The following is an 18,862-nucleotide window of genomic DNA, read 5'->3' on the forward strand; positions in this document are numbered from 1 at the left end:
CACAAATCCTTTCAGGCACTAAAATAATATGACTAAAATCCTTCCTTTATTTGTTTTTTTGGCATCCCTTTTCCTCGTTCAGTGTTCGGACTCATCCCCGGTCATCGAAACTTTGGATAACCATAAAATTACCGTAAAAGACTTTGAAGCGGCTTACGATACGGCACTTGATTCCATCAGCCGATTGCAAAATATCGAAAAAAAGACCCTTCTTGAGTTTATAGAAAAAGATATCAACGAAGTTCCACAAAATTTCCAAGATTTGAACTACCAACTCCAAAAGAAAAATTTCTACCAAACATACCGTCAGATGATTATGACTCGTCTTGTAGCTGAGAAAAATGGTTATATTTCTCGTCCAGATGTTGCTGAAGTGATCAAACAAGTAGAAATGCAAACGATCGCTCAGATGTACGTTTCAGAACAAGTCGAAAAGAAAATTCAAATCACTGATGAACAAGCAAAAGCTGAATGTGAAAGACTTCGTGGAATGGACAGAAATATTGCAAACCTAACCATTGATAAATGTCTTACTTTCGCAAAGGCACAAATCAAACAATTGCAAACCAGAGAACAGCTTCCTTTAGTTGTTGAGAGAATTAAAGAAGAAGTGACGATCAAACGTAACGATAAATTCGACTTGGATGCATACCTTGCTCCAAAGAAAAAAGTGGAAGAACCTGCCAACCAACAAAAATAAGTCGGAATGGACAATACTTTAAATGCGTTTCTCCGTGGCATCATCGAAGCTGCCACGGAATTCCTACCAGTTTCCTCAACGGGACATCTTTTCCTCTTTAGTTACTTTTTCCCTTTTGAAAACCTAAAAGTTGATCATGAATCCTTTGAGGATTTATTTGATATTTTTATTCAGACAGGTGCAATTCTATCCGTAGTCGTTTTATACTTTCAACTTTTATGGAAACATACAAAGTCGGCAGTTCTCTTTATCACCAAAAAAGCAGATGATCAATCTGGGTTTTCATTTTACCGCAATTTGTTAGTCGGTATCCTACCCATTCTAATTTTAGGATTTGTATTTAAAAATAGTTTAGACCAAATCAAAATGCGAACTGACTTACTTCTAATTCTTGGATCTTCCTGGTTAGTGGGTGGTCTTGTTATGGTTTTTGTTGAGATGAAACACTATGATGAAAGTGAAGGAAAGTTGATTGGAATGAAAGAGTCAATTTTTGTTGGATTTTTCCAATGTTTTGCTTTGATTCCCGGTGTTTCGCGTTCCGCTGCTACCATCATTACGGCAAGGATTCTTGGTGTTTCCAAAAAAGATTCTGCTGAGTTTTCTTTTTTTCTAGCAATTCCCGTTTTGACTTTGGCTGGAATTTATAAATTATACAAACACCGCTCCATATTAAATTCAGAAACCATCGGTTTGTTGCTTTTTGGAAGTATTGTATCTTTTGTGATCTGTTATTTTATCATTCGATTATTTATGGCTTTTATCCGTCGTAGGAGTTTTCTATCTTTTGGAATCTATAGAATTCTACTCGGTATTTTAGTTATCCTATACTTTGTTCGTGGTTAAAGAATTCTAAATAGAATTCCTTTTTGTCTATATTTTTCGTTTTATCAAGCAGAGTCATGAGTAACTTTGTGTTCTGCTTGTAGAGTTTATTTCGTAGAAATAAACGTTCACACCAAATCACAGCTTCCTGAATTTGCCCATTTTTATACAAAGCTCTAGCAGTCATATAGAGATAGTCTTCTTGCATTGGATTTTCTTTTGATGCAAGTTTTAGATGTTCAATCGCTTCATTCCAATTCTTTAATTGATAATTTAACTTACCTGCAAGAGCTAAAAAAGACGGATGGGAAAATTGATTGAGAAGAGGAATTAACTGGGTTAAGGCTTCCGTGTATTTCCCTTGTTTTGACTTGGTTTTAATTTCAATATATTCCTTTCTCACAAATTCAGGAAGTGACATCCGAGGTTCTTTGGGAATGTATTCAATTTTTAGAAAAGAAAGGTCATCGGTAATTTCACCACTGAATTCAATTTCCTTGACTATATTTTTTAGATTTGCTTCTGCACGTTCCACAAACCGTAAAATTAATGTTTCATCTTCATTGATGGAACGATTATTACTATCATCTTGTACAAGACCAATATCATCCCTTCCATCAGATCCAATGAGTAAACTGTCGCCTGCTTCTAAAGGAAATGTTTTAATCTGAAAGTAGTGATCATTTTTTGGAAAACCTAATTTCCGCATAGAAAGTTCAGTTTCAATGAATGAGGCCACTCCATCGCGATACAGAATGCTCCAAGGATGTTCTGCATTGATATAATAAACAAATCCATCTTTTGAAACCATTCCTAATACCACGCTGGATAACATATAGCCGTCGAAACTAACAAATACAGATTGAAGTTCTACATAGAGATCTTTTAACCAAAGTTCTGGCGGCCTTGACTTTGTGTAACTGGATTTTGCTCTTGAGAGTACTGCTTGGAAGACTACACCAAGAACAAGGGCACCACCGGCTCCTTGAATCGATTTTCCCATTGCATCGCCATTTGCAAAAACTGTATAAGAACCGGAGTCTAAATGAATGGTTCCCACAATACAAATATCTCCACCGATCTCTCCGTCTTTTCCTCTAAATTGGAATTTTTTCTTCTGATCAACAAAAGTATCAATTTTGATTTCAGGAATTTGATTTTCTATTCGTGCAAGTGGTTGAATCAGAAGAGATGTTAAAAAGTAATCACCATCTTGTTTTTCTTTTAAAATTTGTAATTGGAGTAAGGACTCATTTAAGGCGTCAGTTCTTTCTTCTACCTTTCTTTCTAAATTTTTGTTTAAATCTTCTACTTCTTCATTTAGTTTTACAAAGGAATTTGCGAGTATGATAGCTAGTGAAATATTAAATACGAGAAAAGTATAACCCATAATTCTAGGAAAAACCCAATAGTTTCGATTGGTAGCTGTATCAATGATTGCCGCTATAAGAACAATTGTTAATCCGATGGTAATATAAATGGCCCTTCTTTCTTTTTTCTTTAGGTTTCTATATAAAATAATAAATATTAATACTACATAGGCAATCCATGTTGGTTGCACAAAATTTGTGAGTAAAAAGCTAAAAGATTCAATATTATGAGTGAAAGCAAAATAAAGGAAAAAACTTAATTGTAACCCATCTAAAATTTTACCCCAAAAATTATATCGTTCTTCAAATAGTGTTCTGAGAAAGTGATACATGAATGGAATCAGGAGGAGAATGACCATATATTCCATTTTTTTCATTTCTAAAAAAGGGAATCCAAATTCGTATTTAAGTTGGTTTCTTAGAAAATTATAAATTACGAATGAGTAGGAAAAGAGGGCAAAAAAAAGATTTTCTCTATCTTTTCTTCTGCGTATAAACAAAAAAAGAAAATATCCTCCAACGGTAGAATATATTGTTAAAAACAGTAGTTTTATGAATTCATCTTTATAGAATCTGGAATATATTTTATCTGATGGACCAAGTATTGTTTCATCTTGTTCGATCCCGCCAGAGTTCCCAAAGTATGGTTTCACTTGGATGAGTAAGAGATTTTTTTTTCCAAAATGAATCAGATGGGAGGGAATATGGTAAATTCTTAGTTTGTCGTAAGCTTGGGGATCAGACGAGTTCCATTCTCCAGTACTTCCGATTTTTTCTCCATTGAGATAGGTCCGGTCGCGGTCATTGATCACACCGAGTCGAAAGCTGAATTGAATGTTCTTTTCTTCTGGAAACTCAATCCATTTGGCAAGGAAAACTGTTTTTTTCTTCGCATAATCTGCCTTATTTTTGTATAAACTCCCTGGAATGGGAACTCGTTTCCAAGTCCAATTCCAAAAGTTAGATTCGGAAAGGGTTTCGATTGTAGATTCATTTAAATCTTCCTCAGTCATAAACCAAAAGGAATTTGGATCATTCGAATTTGAATCCAGTGTAAGCAATGGATCCGAATCGGTTTTTGTAGTGGAAACTGAGACTGTCTGGGAATGGAGAAGGGAAAAAGAAAAGACAAGAAAGATGAGTATCGGTTTGATCATAAATAGACGAACCCTTACGTTCATAACTCTGATACTATTCCAAATGGATGCAAAATGGTCATTCGATTAAAAAAGAATAAAGAAAAAGCTGTATTAAATTTTCATCCTTGGATTTTCTCCGGAGCTGTTGCTTCTGAAGAAAAGGATTTATCCTCAGGAGATACCGTGCGAGTGGAAACTTCTACTGGTGAATTTCTTGCTTGGGGTCATTATGATCCAAAAAGTCAAATTAGAATTCGATTGTTCTCTTTTGATCAAAATGAAGAGGGATCCACTGAGTCCTATTGGATTTCAAAATGGACTGGTATTTTAGAATCCAAACTTAAACTACTGCCTAAAGACACAACGGGATTTCGACTCTTTCATTCCGAAGGAGATGGAGTTCCTGGTATCATTGTTGACTGTTATCACAAAACAGCTGTAATGCAACTCAAAACTCCAGGAGCTTTGAGATTGCGGAACTGGCTTATCTCTTTCTTATCCTCAAAGGGTTTTGAAATCATTTTAGAAAAAAATGAAAAGCCAAATGAAAAACAAGGAGGGGACGCCACCTTCCATAAAGGAAAGGATACTGAAGCCATTTTTACAGAACATGGAATCCAGTTTATTGCAGATATTACCAAAGGGCAAAAGACGGGATTTTTTTTAGACCAAAGAGACAACAGGGCTCTTGTTTCACGGTATGCGAAAGGACGGACGGTTTTGAATACTTTTGCCTACTCAGGTGCATTTTCCGTATATGCATTATTAGCTGGTGCAAAAATGGTGCATAGTTTGGATATTTCCAAACAAGCGATAGAACTATGTGAAAGAAACTTGGTTTTGAATGGTTTTTCTTTTGAAAAAGAACCAATTACACATAAAAGTTTAGTTTTAGATAGTTTTGATTATCTAAAAAACATGGAATCTAGTTTTTATGATCTGATTATTTTGGATCCACCTGCTTTTACTAAGAGCATTGCTACTGTCAATCAAGCAAGCCGTGGATACAAAGACATTAACATGAGGTCTATGTCTAAAATTAAACCTGGGGGGGTGATATTTACCTTCTCTTGTTCCCAACATATTTCTTTTGATTTGTTTAAAAAAATTGTTTTCGGGGCAGCAAAAGATGCCAAAAAAAGAGTTAGAATTTTGCACCATCTAACCCAGAGCCCTGACCATGGATATTCAGTCTTCCATCCAGAAGGAGAATACCTAAAAGGACTTGTGATTCAGGTTGATGGAGATACCTGATCTTATACTTTGGTGAAATCTTAGAATGAAATTTACATCCCTTAGTTTTCTATTGTTTTTTCTTGTCGTATATTGTTTGCACTGGGTGTTTCGCGGCAAATACCGATTAGGTTTTTTGTTTCTGGCATCTTTTGTTTTTTATGCCGCCTGGTCGATTCCCTTTGCCTTTCACTTCCTAACTATAGTAGGATTAAACCATTTATTCAATAGACAAATCCTTAAGAATAAATCCTCATTTTGGTATCCGGTTTCCCTTTTTGTAAATTTTGGTAACCTGTTCCTATTTAAGTATTTTTATTTTCTTTGGGCACTGCTTTTCCAATTCACAGGAAGCATTTTTTTTGCACCGGAATCAATTCAAAGTTTTTTAAACACACAATTCGGTGCTGATTCAATTACTCTTCCACTTGCCATCAGTTTCTATACTTTCCAAATGGTTGCATATACGATTGATATCAAACGTGGAAATGCAGAAGAGAATCCCAATTTTTTGCAATTTGCTCTTTTTATCTTTTTCTTTCCGCAGCTAGTGGCAGGGCCTATTGTTCGTCATGGAGAATTTTTTTATCAGTTAGAAGTTTGGAATGCAAAGAAAGAACAACTTTTCGAAGGTTATTACTTAGTATTTCTTGGACTTTTTAAAAAGGTAGTCATTGCGGACAACTTATCTCCTGTCATTGAACCTGTTTTTCAAAACCCAGACCAATATGATGGATTCACAAATTTCATTGTTTGGTTTGGCTATGCTGCTAGAGTTTATTGTGACTTTAGTGGGTATACAGATCTTGCACGTGGACTTGGCAAACTTCTTGGTATCAATTTGCCTGAAAACTTTCATGCTCCTTACCTTTCCAAATCAGTTCGTGAATTATGGACTAGGTGGCATATGACTCTTGCCACATGGATCAAAGATTATATCTATTTTCCATTAGGTGGATCTAGGGTTTCCGAATACAGAGGTTACTTAAATTTAATTGTAACCTTTACTTTGGCAGGCTTCTGGCATGGCGCCAATTTTACTTTTATCATTTGGGGTTTTTGGCATGGGGTTATGTTAAGTTTTGAGCGTAAACTTGAGCTCATTCGAAAACCAAATAAAAATGCGATAATCCCTTTTTGGAAAAAATGTCTCGGTGTATTGTATGCATTTAGTTTTTTTGTTCTTACAATTCCATTTTTTAATGCTCCTTCCGTTCACAATGCAATATCTATGTATTTCAGAGCCTTTACAGGTGCCAGTGGGGAAAGGACAAATAAATTAGAATTAATCGTTTATAGTTTATTCATTACTTTTTTACTAAACTACCTACAAACCAAACCAAGTTTTCCAAGAGAAGGTTGGTCTACAGTAAAATCATTTGGATTTCTTTTGGTTTTTTCGCTTATCGTTACTATTTTGTTAGGTTATCTTGCTCCGGGAGGAACGGAATTTATCTATTTCCAATTTTAATATGAATTCTAAACTGAAATTTCCTGTAGTTTTATATCCGATTTTACTTGCATTTGCACTCTTCTTATTGGATAAAATTTTCTTTTTACCTGTGATCGTAGAAAACACATACAGTTGGAAAAAAATTGAAAGAAAGTTTTATGAATTAAAGGAAGACCTTTTTGAAGTTATGTTGGAGGAAAGGAAAAAAAATCCTTCTAAACAAATTGGCCTAATTTTAGGAAGTTCTCGGTCCGGAGAATTTGATTCGCAAATGTTAGAATCTTTTTTTCCGAATACAAATACTTTTAATTTTGCAGCTCCTTTTGGACCTCCTAGTTTCCAATCCTATTGGTTGGAGCGAAGTTTAGATGCCGATCTTCCCATTCGTTATGTTTTAATAGAAGTAGATCCTCTTTTGTTTTCCCAAGCTGCAATTGATTATTCTTTGAATGGATCCTATGACAATGAATACGTATTAAAAAATATTGATATTTATCGATTAAAAACAAAGGATCCTTGGAAAACTAATGCAAAAGGTTTTTCCATGGATGAAGTGGAAATTTATTTCCTAAAAAAACTCTTTGCATTGTATAAATATCCTTTAGATCCAACTGCAATTAAAGCTAATAATAAGGACATTGAAGTTGGTTTTTTTCCTGGTATGTCTGTCGGTATTACCGGTAAAGACCACAAACGAAATTATATTGATAAAATCAAAATGGTTAACCGAATAAAATTCGGTGCACTTCCCAATGAAATTAAATTTGCTAATATGGATGTATTTTTAGAAAGAGATGCTGAGGCAATGTACAACCAGTATTTACGTGGAACTAGTTTAGCACCGACTCAGATTTACTTCTTTAAGAGAATGTTAGACAAACTCAAAGGAACGGGAATTCCTGTAATCGTTTATTTTCCTGCTGTATCGGATGCACTGAGAAGAAGAATGTCTACCGACGGACTTTTAGAAAAGTTTAATAAAGAAATTAAAGCCGCCGTGGCATCTGCTTCACAAGTGCCTAATTCTAAGTTTACTGTGGTGGATCCCAATATGGATCCTCATTGGGTTTGTAAAGATTTTGTAGATTCCTTACATTTGAGTGGAGCTTGTTTTCCGAATCTATTACCGATACTTTTTCCAAAAGAAGTTCGTTAAGATCTTTTCTGTTTCCGTTTTTCTAATTCTTTATTTAGAAACCGGAAACGAAAGAAAAGATATCCTAAAGCACTGATTCCAAGGAAAATTCCAGATCCCCAATCAGAGGCATTTTGTCCCCAAACTTTTTCATTTTCCGTATTTTCGATCCAAAGAGAATGAATGAGTACTAGTGCAGAATATAAGAGTAAGTTCAGCACCATATAAATTGTTGTTTTTTTTAGAATCCAGAGGGTGTCTCCCATTTCCTCCCGGAAACGAGTAAAATCACTGATGATTTCTTGGTAGGTTTTCTGGTGGCTTAGCCTGTAATGATCATAGGCTTCTTCCATATCTGGATCTTTTGTTTTTCCATCCAAGAGAACAAATTCGAAATCCAATTGGGAATCATACTCCTTTCTTTTTTTGGGTTCGCTAAGAGTCAGATAAGCCCTAGTCAATTCCAGAATTTTGTCCTTTGCCTCCCCAATTCCAGCTTCTTGTAAATGTTCCCAAAATTCTAATTCCTTTAGATAAATGGCCTCGATTGTTTCTGACGTAGATTCTTTGGTTACACCTAAAATTTCGTAAAAAGTTTCCCGTTTCGTCCGAGCCATATACTCCTTTTAGTTCCCTTCTTCTTTGCTTTACAAGGAGATTTTCTGGAAAAACATATCATTATGAACCTATCCTTGACCGAAATTCCCACTGCAGAGAGCCCCATCCAACTCGGAAAGGTCTATGTGGAGACCTACGGGTGCCAAATGAACGAATACGATACGGGAATCGTCAAGGAACTCTTTCGCAAAGAGAAATACGAAACCACGGATTCGGTTGAGGAAAGCGATATTATCTTCCTCAATACTTGTGCTGTCAGAGAAAATGCTCATGCTAAGATCTATGGTAGATTACAATCCCTGGGATATTTAAAGAAAAAGAACCCCAATCTTGTCATTGGGGTTCTTGGTTGTATGGCTCAAAACTTGGGAGAGGATTTATTCCACCAAGAACTTCCCTTGGATCTCATTGTCGGACCTGATAATTACAGAACATTACCCGAACTCATTCAAAAAATTAGGGAAGGAGAAAGAGATGTTCAACTAACACGACTTTCTCGGACAGAAACTTATGATGAATTAGAACCAAAAGTTGTAAATGGAATCCAAGCTTTTGTTACCATTATGCGAGGATGCAATAATTTTTGTACCTTCTGTGTAGTGCCCTATACGAGAGGTAGAGAACGAAGCCGGGAACCAGGTTCCATCGTCAGTGAAATTCTACAATTAGAAGAGATGGGTGTAAAACAAATTACATTACTTGGCCAAAACGTAAATAGTTATTCATTTGAAAATACAGACTTTTGTGCACTAGTAGAAAAGATTTTAAAAGAGACCACAATCGAACGTGTTCGGTTTACAAGTCCACACCCGAAAGACTTTCCAGATCATCTAATTTCTCTTATGGCAAAGGAAGAAAGATTTTCTTCACAAATACATATGCCATTACAAGCGGGAAGTTCTAAAGTCCTTAGGGATATGAAACGAAGTTATTCAAAAGAAGAATATCTTGATTTGGTAGCAAGCATCCAGAGTCGAATTCCGGATATTGGAATAACTTCCGATATCATCGTGGGTTTTCCTGGAGAAACAGAAGAAGAGTTTCAGGAAACTCTCGAGGTTGTCAAAAAAGTTAAGTTTGATATGTCCTATATGTTTAAATATTCTGAAAGAGAAGGCACTATCGCGAAACGAAAGTTTGTTGATGATGTTCCAGAAGAAGTAAAAAGTAAACGTCTAATTGAACTTGTTGAGTTACAAACTAAAATTTCTCACGAAAAGAACCAGTCAAAAATTGGGAATGAATTTTCTGTGTTGATTGAAAACACTTCTAAAAAATCCAAACTAGAGTTATGTGGTCGTTCGCATTGTGGAAGGATGATTGTGTTCCCAATTCCTGAAGATGCTTCTAAGGATCCAAAAGATTGGATTGGTAAAACTGTCAAAGTAAAGGTAGAATCGGCAACAAGTGCGACTTTAAAAGGAACCCTCGTTGGCTAAACCAGTCGATTTACGAACCGTAAGAGTTTTCTCTAAAGATGACTTACCACCAGGTTTTATGGTGGATACGGATCGATTAGGCAAATGGAAACGGTTTAAACCTTCCATCCTTAGAATTTATATTCTAAAAGAAATTCTAAGCCCTTTTTTAGTGGCTCTTTCCTTTTTCACTATGATCTATATGGCAGTTGCTATCCAGAAAATGATTGGATTATTTGTGGGTAAGGGTGTTGATTTTTTTCGCTTATTGGACTATATGGGTTATGTATTTGGAAATACTCTACCTATGACAATTCCTATGGCTTGTTTGATGTCTGGAATTATGGCAGCAGGTCGGTTGTCAGGTGATTCAGAAATTACTGCCATGCGTGCTTCCGGTGTTTCATTCCCTTATATCTATTCCAATTTTCTTGTATTTGGATTTTTAATGACTCTCATCGTCGGGTATTTAAATTTTTATTTAGGGCCAGAGAATACGCGTAAGATGAAGGATTTTGATAATTGGATTGCCACCTACAATCCTTTACTTGCCATCCAACCTGGTCAGTTTTCGGGAGATAAAACCCAGGATTTTTTCTCTGAAAAGGGAAGGACCATGTATTCGGGTGGGATTGATGCGGATGGTAATCTTAGTAATGTACAAATCCGAGAATGGGCAATCTCAGCCGATGGGACTGACTTTATTATGGTGAATAATTTGGCTGTACCTATGGGCGGATCCAAGATGTTACAAATCATCAATGCCAAGGAAGGCCTGTTAGTTGAGAAAAAAAACTTAGCAGGCGAATATGAAAAATCAGTTCGATTAAGAAAAGGATATGTAATCGAATGGGATCCTGAAACTAATGCCATAGGCATCACTAACTTTATGGATGGAGAGATGGATTACAACACTCCAGCCAAAAAAGATACCAAGACATTGAGTATCAACGTCAAACCTGATACTTTTTCTTTACCTATGCTTATTGAAATTCGAAATGCGATTGAGTCGGAAGGTTTAGAAAATATTCCAGGATTAGAAATTTTGAAAGAATACGGTTTATCCATTAAAGGGGTAGGCGGTTTAAAACAAATGGTAGAGCAGTTTAAGTATGAACTGATTATGGGAGCGAGTTCTGGAAACCAAGAAGATATGGCTCAGAAATTTGCACTCTTTACCCAGCTTTCCGAATTACTGAATGAATCTAAAAAAACTCTAACAGGTTTTAATGTAGAAATTCACAAAAGGTTTGCGACTCCTCTCTCTTGCCAAATATTTTTCTTTCTCTCCTTTCCACTTGGACTTGTGGTAAAAAGATCTGGAAAAGGAATGAGTTTCACGCTTGCAGTTATTTTTTTACTGATTTATTATACATTTTTTATCTTCGGATCTGGGATTTCATACAAAGAAAATGTTCCCGATTGGGTTGGACCTTGGTCGGCAAATATTGTGATTGCCACTCTTTCGATCTACATTATGATTTCACGGACGGATGCCAAGTTACCTGAGTCCATTCGCAGTCGCTTAGGATTTTACTTTCGGTTTCGAGACCGGTTGGACGAGCAAATGGAACTGATAAAAAATCGCTTCCGAAAACGTAAATGAAGCAAAATTTGCTAGAAAATTCCTCTGACTGCAGTCCTATAGAATTAGTATTTGTAGAACAGGAGACCTGATTTGAAAACTTCTTACATTTGGAATATATCTAAAGGACGCCCCTTTCCGGTTGAACTTTGGAAACATTCAAAGATCAAAGTTCAAGTCAACCAAATGCAATTGGATGAATTGGATCGAATCACAATCAGTCCAAACGATATTCATATTTTGTTCCTACAGGTAACCTTTGCAGAATGGAAACAAATCCAAGCCACCATTACCTCTGCATTTGAAGCTAACCCTTTTGTTTCTTTAATTCTGATTTCCTCCGAAGATGGAGTCGACCAAATTCAAGAAGTTGTACAAGGTCATGCTAAATATTTAGTTTTAGAGAACCCACTCCATGTACGAGAGCTTAGGATGATTTTGGATCGAACTATCCAGTCGGAATCTTATAAGGCAGCTGCTTTGGACATTGGAAATTCTTGTTTAGAAAATGTTGGATTCTTTGAAGGTGTATTTACTCTTGCTCACCAAGAATATGAAGAATCTAAAAAAGAAAATGAAGCCCTCCGTTCGATTTTAAAGTATGAGGAACTTGTCAAACGTTCTCAGGCTGGAATCAACACCGCGTTAGACAAAGTCAATGATATGAAAAACCAGGAGTTGATTGAACTTCACGAGCGTGTGAAAGCAAGCCAACAATTGGATGAACTCCGAGAAAAAGAACTAAAACAAGCTTTGGAATTACAGAAGGCTACTGAACAGGTCTTAAACTATTCTCGAATCGAAGAAATGAATTTGGATAAAATTTTAAGAGCACAAGATAGGCTTTTTGAATATACCGAACAAGAGATTAAGGAACTCGTAGAAGAAAACAGGTCCTTAAAGAAGAAACTAGGGCTAATTTAAAAGTCCTTTCCTACCTTTTCCTCTATGGTAGCGAATTCTTTGGAATCGCGCCCATAGTGAATTTCAGCAAATCGTAACAGGTGTTTCTTCTTTAATTCTTTGAATTCGTAATAAAGCTCCTGGTTTTTAGAGCGTATTGCTGTTTGTTCCATTTTTTCATAGGATAAAGCTAGGAGTCGATGAGGCTCTGCTTCTTTTTCATTTTTTGAAGAAAGATCAATGTACCGATGAGTAAAATCAATAACTTGGAGATAGTTTTTAAATGCCTCTTGGTGTTTGATGTATTCTCTGTAAATTCCTGATTTTAAATCTAAGTAAGGTGCACTATCTTTTACCTTGGGATTTTCAATTTTATCCAAAAGAGTCATACCCTTAACAAGGCGAGTTACAGTTTGAGTTCGTAAGTCAAAAAGTTGTTTTTGAAATTCTTTCTCTTTGTTTTCCTTTCTAATTTGTTTTTGCCATTCGTATCTATCTTCGTAGTAGATTTCTTTTTTAGAATCCTCTTTTCGTTTTTCGATATTCTTTTTACCGGATTCAAAGTGATCAATGGCAAATGAGTATTCTTTATTTGCATCCTGCCAACGTTTTTCAGAATTTTTTTCATCAACTAAATTCAGAACCTGGATTGTATCCAATCTTTCTGAACTATCTCCCCAGGGTGAACCGGATTCCGGTCTGGAGGGAAGAATGGATTCTACTCGATTTTCTTTAGATGATGCTTGATTCGTATCCTTTGCACTGACAGGCAAGGTAACTAGGAAAATCAAAAAAATCCATAAAAATAGGATGGGAAATTTCATTTACAGGGAAACTTTCCTTGAATCCTAGATATTGGCAAGAACTATCATTCTATGGTACTAATTCAAAGAAAAATGGAGATCACTAAAAAGATCGTTCTCATTGCACATGATAATAGGAAAGAAGATTTATTAGATTGGGTAAAATACAATAAAGGAACCCTAAGTAAACACCACCTATCTGCTACAGGGACCACCGGAAAATTGATCCATGAACAAATTGGACTCCCCGTGTTCCGGTTCATTTCTGGACCACTCGGAGGAGACCAACAGATAGGGTCTAAAATTGTTGAGGATGGAATTGATTTTATGGTGTTTTTTTGGGATCCACTTTCAGCTCAACCCCACGATCCAGATGTTAAGGCATTACTCAGAATTGCCGTATTGTATAATATTCCAATGGCTTGTAATCGCTCCAGTGCTGATTTTTTAATCTCTTCCCCTTTAATGCAAACTGAATACAACCGCCAACTCATAGATTACGGTTCAAGAATACCGGCAAAAAATTAACTTTGGTTTTACGCCAAAATGTTTTGCCGTAAGTGCATGGCGTTTTCGAAACATAAAATAAAGGATGGGAAATAGAAAGAAACGAGAAATGGGCCATAAAAAGTAGTCTATTTGAATTTCATCGGAAAGAATACTAGAAGTAACTCCCTCGGGACTATCTAAAAAACAATGTGTGTGTAGGAATTTCCGAAATGGACCCTGTTCTTGGTTATCTTGGAAGAAGTTATTTTTTTCATAAGCTATGTGTTTAGCAATCCAGGTTTGTTTCCAAAAAGGAAGGATGGTGACCTTCAAAATGACTTCTTCTCCAACTTGTAAGGACTTAGGTGCTTTTATAATTTCTACTCCTTTTGTTCCACCGACTAGAGTTTTAAAACCGATTGGGTCTTCATGAAAATGAAACAAACTTTCCTTTTTGATGGGAAAACTGGATCTGTAAATGAATGTATGCATACTGATTAGAAGGAAATGAATTCCAAATGATATGGTTTCCATTTAAAAAAAAGAGATACTTAACAATTTCTGAAGATGCTAAAGATAGAATCGCAGAGGAATCAAAGAAATTAGGGAAACCTCAAGTTTTGATCCTTACTTTGAAACACGACGATTTTGGAGTAGGTTCGGTTTTGGTAGGATTTAGTGATAGAATTGAGTCCGATTCAGGTATGATCCGTTGGACAAATCCAAGTGATGCGATCCTTCTATCGTTCGGTGAATTAAAATTTGATTCAGGGCATTTCTATTTTTATCCCAATATAGATTTGGAATGGAAAAAAACTCCAAAACCAGAAATCCATAAAATCATTTCAAATTATCCATTTTCAAAAAAACCAATATATCTAGAACGAAACGAATTCTTTCAATTACGTCCGATTTTATCAAATTGTTTTCAACGAGAAGGTGTAACTTCTGTTTATTTAGAAAATAATATTTGCCAATTAGAAATCCAAAATCTTACAGCGGAAAAAGAAAAAAGTATTTCAGAAAATATTCTTACTTATCTTTCTTCTCTATTTGAGAGTCCATTGGTAAAATAACATCATCGCCAGTGGCAAGTTCTTTTTCCCAACCTCGCGCATTTGGTTTTACTGAGGAAATAGATTTCCCTAGTTCTGTAATTTCACCTTGAAACAAAGGTTTCCCTTTTCTTTGGAATTCTAATTTTAAACTCTTTTGTAATCCATCATCTTTTCCTAGAGAAACAATCACTTCGTCTTTTTTGACTTTCAAAATTTTTCCTTCTTTAGGGAGTAGAACTTTGATTTGTTCCGCAATTCGATGGATGATAGTGGGTAGACTATCCCGTCCTCTTTGGTTGGTAGACCAAGTGGCAATATCTCGTAGGCTGTTTCTGTCATATACAGATACATCAAGACGGATATCCCCATCTTTCATCTTATATTTTCCATGTACTACGTAACGAATTTTAGAAGCATTATTTCTTTTTCCATCTAATAGATGTAAGTTGTCGATAGTAAAAGGAAGAGTTTGAGAAAATGGATGAAAACTTGTTTCCTTTAGTAATCCTCGGATGTATTGAAACTCATCACCTTCCACAACCCGAACTGATTGCATATGTTTAAGATTATAACGTAAGGCTTCTGATAACAATCTTCCTGCTTGTAAATGATAAGGAAAAGCTAAACTAGATTCCATATCAAAAACAAAAACTTCTGGACTATAGCGGACTACATTTTCTTGAATGGCATTTGGATCAATTTGGATATATCCTTCTCGAAACTCCAATGAATCTTTTATATTTTTAATCGAAAACTCAAGTTTGTTTTGAAGTTTGAAAGAATTCGGGTCTTCTTCCCTCAGACGCAGCAATAAATTGGTATATTTAACTGCTTCTCCCGTTTGATTATAAAATTCCAATAATTCCTTTCGTATTACGGGCGTTTGCGGGCTTAAGTCTTTTGCTCTTTTTAAATGAAAAACAGAGCTTTTATGGTATAATGAATGTTTTTCGGAATAAAAACGATCTCTTCGGTAATCTCCAAGTTCTCTTCTTAATTTGGACTCTTCCTTCTCTTGGCTAATTGTATACTGTTCTGCTTCAAAACGCAAAATTTCGTCTAAATCATCTAATTGCAACGCTCTTCTATAATGGTATGTTGCAAACTTGGTTTCCCCTAACTCCCAAGCCAAGTTAGCCTCCAAACTATGGTAAAGTTGGTTATCAGGAAATTCTCTGGCAAGTTCGTAAATGGTTCGAAAAGCTTTTTTCTTAATTTCTTTATTCGAATTTATATTTGCTAAAATAATATCATGGTAGACGGAAAAAAATCGAGCTTGTTCGCCTTTAGGATCTAGATTTAAAGAATTTTGGAGAGCATCTTCTACTGAAGTGAGGACTGCTTGGAGTTGGTCTGGATGAAAATAATGTTGGTATAATAGGACTTTTGCTTTAAAAGCAAATCCTTCAGGGTCATTTGGCTCTTTTTTTGAATAAGAATCAATTGCGTTATAGGAATCAGTATAATTTTGTTTTGTGAAATATAGTTCAGCTAACATTCGTAAAAGATCAGATGGTTCTTCTAATCGAGTAGCCAATGTTTTGATTTTGTAGATTGCTGAATCTAGTTTACCTTGTTTTTGTAGAGATTTTGCTTCCGTGATTCGGAGTGAAGTATTGTTCGGAAATTCTGCAAGTAATGGATCAATTAACTTTGTTATAGCCGCAAAATCCGAATTCAAAAGATAAATTTCAGATAAACCTGCAACGGCAGAAATATGTTTGGGTTCTCGGTCCAAAATTTCTAAATAGAATTTTTTACTCTCTCGAAATGCACCCAATCGAAAGCTACAATCCGCTACTCCTAATTTTGCGTCGATTGAGTTGCGATTTTTCTGAAGTGCGGACTGAAACAGTTGTATCGCTTTTCTGCAATTGTTTTCTGATTGTAGTTTTTTTGCTTCCGCAATGTCTTCTAGAGTGGTTTGCGCATTTAAAAAGGCAACTGAGAATAAAAGGCTACCGGTAAATAGTGATAAAAATATAAGTTTAACGAGGTTCTGGAACAAAATATCCTCCTTCATCTCGACCCTTCACTCCTCTGTGTTCCACTCCAATTGCCAATTTAATATAGCGATTGATTAGTTCTGGATTGGTATCAGTTTTATAAGAGAGAATGTAACGATAATCTGTATGAGATTTCAGTTTTTTATATAAATCCCGTTCTTCTCCTTCTCCATCAAGAACAATATAATGACCATTTGTTGGTCCAGTGATATCGGACCAGGATTCTTCTAAAGTATGATTTGGATTCACAGTCAAAATATAGATTGGAATGGAATGTGCTTTTGCAAACGCAACAATTCTCGATTTTTGGTATTGTAAAAAACTATCTTCTTTGCTTTCTCCAGAAACCAAATAAATAAGTGCTTTTGGGCCTGTTTCTATTGATAATTTTTGTAAGGCGGCAATGCTTGCCTTGCCAAAATTGTATTTTTCTTCTGGTACACTATCTCTGATTTTTGCTAGTATATCTCGTAAAGAAACCGTTTCCGATAGAATTAAATTACTATCTTTTCCTGCACGATACAATGCAATTTTATCTGTTTCTCTAAGAGAACGGAAGAATGGAAATAAACCATCTTCCAGTGCTAGTTTTCCCTTTTTCAACATTTCACTATTTTCATAGACCATGGCAACACTCAGCTTATCGTTTAGTTTGTTTTTATTTGCTAAGCTAAAGAGAGGTGTCATATTATCATTTTCAAAAATGCGAAAGCTTAATCGATCGATTCCCACAATTTCTTTACCGGCACGATTACGTACGCGGGTATAAATATGTATGTCAGGGAAACCCGAAGTATCAATCGATTCAATTTTTAAATCCAAGTTAGAGAGTAGGTGGTTTTTCTGAGAAAATATATCGATACGATGTTTTCCAAAATCAACAAAATACAAACTTCCCGTAGAGTCCATATTCGTTGCAAAGGGTCGAAATAAAACCCGATACACTCCCTTTTTATCTCGAAATTTACTGAGTTGTCTCCACTCGCCATGTAACAAAGAATAGGTCCAAATTCCTGTTAGTTCATCGGTGAGAAAAATTTGATTTTCCAGAATTCGAATGCTTCTTGGTTTTTTCCATTCTGGTTTTTCGATCGTGTTTAGAGTATTTCCATCGCCATCAAAAATAACCACACGAAGATTTTCTTTATCCACCACATAGATTTTGCCATCATGAATGGTGATTCCAGAAGGATTGCCCAATTTGGAATTACCCGAACCTTGAAATTCTAATACAAATTTTCCATTTGCATTGAATTTTTGAATCCTTGCATTTCCGGAATCAGCTACAAAAAGATTTCCACTGGGATCAATAAAAATCGAGGAGGGTCCTCGGAATTGCCCTTGTCCCTTTCCCGGACCACCAAACGAGGATAAAAAGCTGCCGGATAAATCAAAAAGTAAAACTTCGTCACGGGCAAAATCTGCAACATAGATTTTTTGATTATAATAGGCTAAAGATACAGGACGATCTAGTTTTCTTGTAATACCACCTCGCCAATTAGAAAGCGGTGTGCCTGCAGCATTGAATTTTATAATATTGGATGTATCAAAACCAGCAACGTAAAAATTGCCATCTTCATCAAAGGTAATATCCACAGGATTACGGAACCGGTAACCACGAATGGAATCCCCCTCAATGGTTTTGAAATAGATTTTTTCTTTATCTGTCACTCCGCCCGCAATAGCAAGCCTCAGTGTTTCAATTTTATTGATAATTAATAAGTCATTTTTGGCTTTCGAGGCAAGAATTTCCAATTCATCTAATGCCTCTTCCCATTCACCTAACAAATAGTAGTTGTTCGCAAGTTCTAACCTCGCCAAATGGAAGTCTTTTTTTAAATTTACGGCTTTTTGAAAACGTTCCTTCGCTGCCGAATATTCTCTTAAATTTTTATAGGTGAGTCCTCGTTTGAATTCTTCCTTGGCATTCTCTTCCCCCAAGGAAAAGTTGGGAAAGTCCAGAGGGAAAATTTGTGTGCTCACCAATAGAAAGAAAAACGATAATAACTTTCTCAAAGACACTCCCTCCAGCCCCAATCTAATGGGACATAATCTGTAAGTCAACCCCTTCCTTAGGATTCGGAAAGTGGTTTTCTCTTTATTCTCGACAGAATCTTAAATTTAGAC

The 18,862-nt window shown here is 35.7% G+C and carries 16 protein-coding genes; 10 read left to right on the top strand and 6 right to left on the bottom strand.

The genetic code is table 11. The features are described from left to right. Positions 1-28 precede the first annotated feature (28 nt). Both LEP1GSC203_RS10145 and LEP1GSC203_RS10150 read left to right on the top strand, forming a co-directional pair. Entirely contained in the window at positions 29-700 is a 672-nt protein-coding gene (locus tag LEP1GSC203_RS10145; protein ID WP_002974054.1) for a lipoprotein LipL31, read from the top strand. Positions 701-706: 6 nt separating this feature from the next. Then, the gene (locus LEP1GSC203_RS10150) at positions 707-1,546 is read left to right on the top strand and encodes an undecaprenyl-diphosphate phosphatase (protein ID WP_002974245.1); all 840 of its coding nucleotides are present in this window, start codon (positions 707-709) and stop codon (positions 1,544-1,546) included. Here LEP1GSC203_RS10150 and LEP1GSC203_RS10155 read toward each other — a convergent pair. Continuing rightward, positions 1,521-4,052 (bottom strand): SpoIIE family protein phosphatase, encoded by a 2,532-nt coding sequence (locus tag LEP1GSC203_RS10155; RefSeq protein ID WP_002973663.1) that lies wholly within the window; start codon positions 4,050-4,052, stop codon positions 1,521-1,523. The genes LEP1GSC203_RS10150 and LEP1GSC203_RS10155 overlap by 26 nt on opposite strands. A 54-nt stretch (positions 4,053-4,106) precedes the next feature. On the opposite strand from LEP1GSC203_RS10155, the gene LEP1GSC203_RS10160 reads away from it, so the two are divergent. Genes LEP1GSC203_RS10160 through LEP1GSC203_RS10170 form a run of 3 tightly spaced genes read left to right on the top strand, consistent with a single transcriptional unit; the run spans position 4,107 to position 7,876 of the window. Beyond that, a complete protein-coding gene (locus LEP1GSC203_RS10160) occupies positions 4,107-5,288 on the top strand; it encodes a class I SAM-dependent rRNA methyltransferase (RefSeq protein ID WP_002974148.1) in 1,182 nt (393 codons plus the stop codon). A 25-nt stretch (positions 5,289-5,313) separates the two neighbouring features. Continuing rightward, positions 5,314-6,738 carry an MBOAT family O-acyltransferase gene (locus tag LEP1GSC203_RS10165; protein ID WP_002974374.1) on the top strand — a complete coding sequence of 475 codons (1,425 nt, stop codon included), beginning with the start codon at positions 5,314-5,316 and terminating at the stop codon, positions 6,736-6,738. A 1-nt stretch (position 6,739) separates the two neighbouring features. Continuing rightward, positions 6,740-7,876 carry a DUF1574 domain-containing protein gene (locus LEP1GSC203_RS10170; RefSeq protein WP_002973599.1) on the top strand — a complete coding sequence of 379 codons (1,137 nt, stop codon included), beginning with the start codon at positions 6,740-6,742 and terminating at the stop codon, positions 7,874-7,876. On the opposite strand, the gene LEP1GSC203_RS10175 is transcribed toward LEP1GSC203_RS10170, so the two are convergent. Next, positions 7,873-8,472, bottom strand: a complete 600-nt coding sequence (locus LEP1GSC203_RS10175; protein WP_002974307.1) for a J domain-containing protein — start codon at positions 8,470-8,472, stop codon at positions 7,873-7,875. The two genes, LEP1GSC203_RS10170 and LEP1GSC203_RS10175, sit on opposite strands and share 4 nt — an antisense overlap. A 63-nt stretch (positions 8,473-8,535) precedes the next feature. Here LEP1GSC203_RS10175 and miaB point away from each other — a divergent pair, with 63 nt between their 5' ends. From miaB to LEP1GSC203_RS10190, 3 genes are all read left to right on the top strand, one after another. Then, positions 8,536-9,912, top strand: coding sequence for a tRNA (N6-isopentenyl adenosine(37)-C2)-methylthiotransferase MiaB (gene miaB / locus LEP1GSC203_RS10180; RefSeq protein WP_002973916.1), 1,377 nt, complete (start codon positions 8,536-8,538; stop codon positions 9,910-9,912). Further along, the gene (locus tag LEP1GSC203_RS10185) at positions 9,905-11,497 is read left to right on the top strand and encodes an LptF/LptG family permease (RefSeq protein WP_002973858.1); all 1,593 of its coding nucleotides are present in this window, start codon (positions 9,905-9,907) and stop codon (positions 11,495-11,497) included. The genes miaB and LEP1GSC203_RS10185 overlap by 8 nt, the downstream gene beginning before the upstream one ends. 72 nt (positions 11,498-11,569) lie before the next feature. Next, positions 11,570-12,400 carry a hypothetical protein gene (locus LEP1GSC203_RS10190; RefSeq protein WP_002974456.1) on the top strand — a complete coding sequence of 277 codons (831 nt, stop codon included), beginning with the start codon at positions 11,570-11,572 and terminating at the stop codon, positions 12,398-12,400. On the opposite strand, the gene LEP1GSC203_RS10195 is transcribed toward LEP1GSC203_RS10190, so the two are convergent. After that, on the bottom strand, positions 12,397-13,203 hold the full coding sequence (locus tag LEP1GSC203_RS10195) for an FcpA-related putative periplasmic flagellar protein (RefSeq protein ID WP_002973833.1): 807 nt from the start codon (positions 13,201-13,203) through the stop codon (positions 12,397-12,399). The two genes, LEP1GSC203_RS10190 and LEP1GSC203_RS10195, sit on opposite strands and share 4 nt — an antisense overlap. Positions 13,204-13,254: 51 nt before the next feature. Here LEP1GSC203_RS10195 and LEP1GSC203_RS10200 point away from each other — a divergent pair, with 51 nt between their 5' ends. Beyond that, on the top strand, positions 13,255-13,710 hold the full coding sequence (locus LEP1GSC203_RS10200; protein WP_002974225.1) for a methylglyoxal synthase: 456 nt from the start codon (positions 13,255-13,257) through the stop codon (positions 13,708-13,710). Here the strand turns inward: LEP1GSC203_RS10200 and LEP1GSC203_RS10205 are convergent. Then, the gene (locus tag LEP1GSC203_RS10205; RefSeq protein WP_039937902.1) at positions 13,687-14,163 is read right to left on the bottom strand and encodes an SRPBCC family protein; all 477 of its coding nucleotides are present in this window, start codon (positions 14,161-14,163) and stop codon (positions 13,687-13,689) included. The genes LEP1GSC203_RS10200 and LEP1GSC203_RS10205 overlap by 24 nt on opposite strands. 26 nt (positions 14,164-14,189) lie before the next feature. Here LEP1GSC203_RS10205 and LEP1GSC203_RS10210 point away from each other — a divergent pair, with 26 nt between their 5' ends. Further along, a complete protein-coding gene (locus LEP1GSC203_RS10210; RefSeq protein ID WP_002974035.1) occupies positions 14,190-14,747 on the top strand; it encodes a hypothetical protein in 558 nt (185 codons plus the stop codon). Here the strand turns inward: LEP1GSC203_RS10210 and LEP1GSC203_RS10215 are convergent. Together LEP1GSC203_RS10215 and LEP1GSC203_RS10220 are read right to left on the bottom strand one after the other, a co-directional pair. Continuing rightward, the gene (locus LEP1GSC203_RS10215) at positions 14,704-16,737 is read right to left on the bottom strand and encodes a tetratricopeptide repeat protein (RefSeq protein ID WP_039937904.1); all 2,034 of its coding nucleotides are present in this window, start codon (positions 16,735-16,737) and stop codon (positions 14,704-14,706) included. The genes LEP1GSC203_RS10210 and LEP1GSC203_RS10215 overlap by 44 nt on opposite strands. Continuing rightward, entirely contained in the window at positions 16,718-18,751 is a 2,034-nt protein-coding gene (locus LEP1GSC203_RS10220) for a 6-bladed beta-propeller (RefSeq protein ID WP_002974139.1), read from the bottom strand. Before LEP1GSC203_RS10220 ends, LEP1GSC203_RS10215 begins: the two co-directional genes overlap by 20 nt. Positions 18,752-18,862 lie beyond the last annotated feature (111 nt).

Origin of the sequence: Leptospira terpstrae serovar Hualin str. LT 11-33 = ATCC 700639, assembly GCF_000332495.1 — a bacterium.
In the GTDB taxonomy this organism is placed as follows: Bacteria; Spirochaetota; Leptospiria; order Leptospirales; family Leptospiraceae; genus Leptospira_A; species Leptospira_A terpstrae.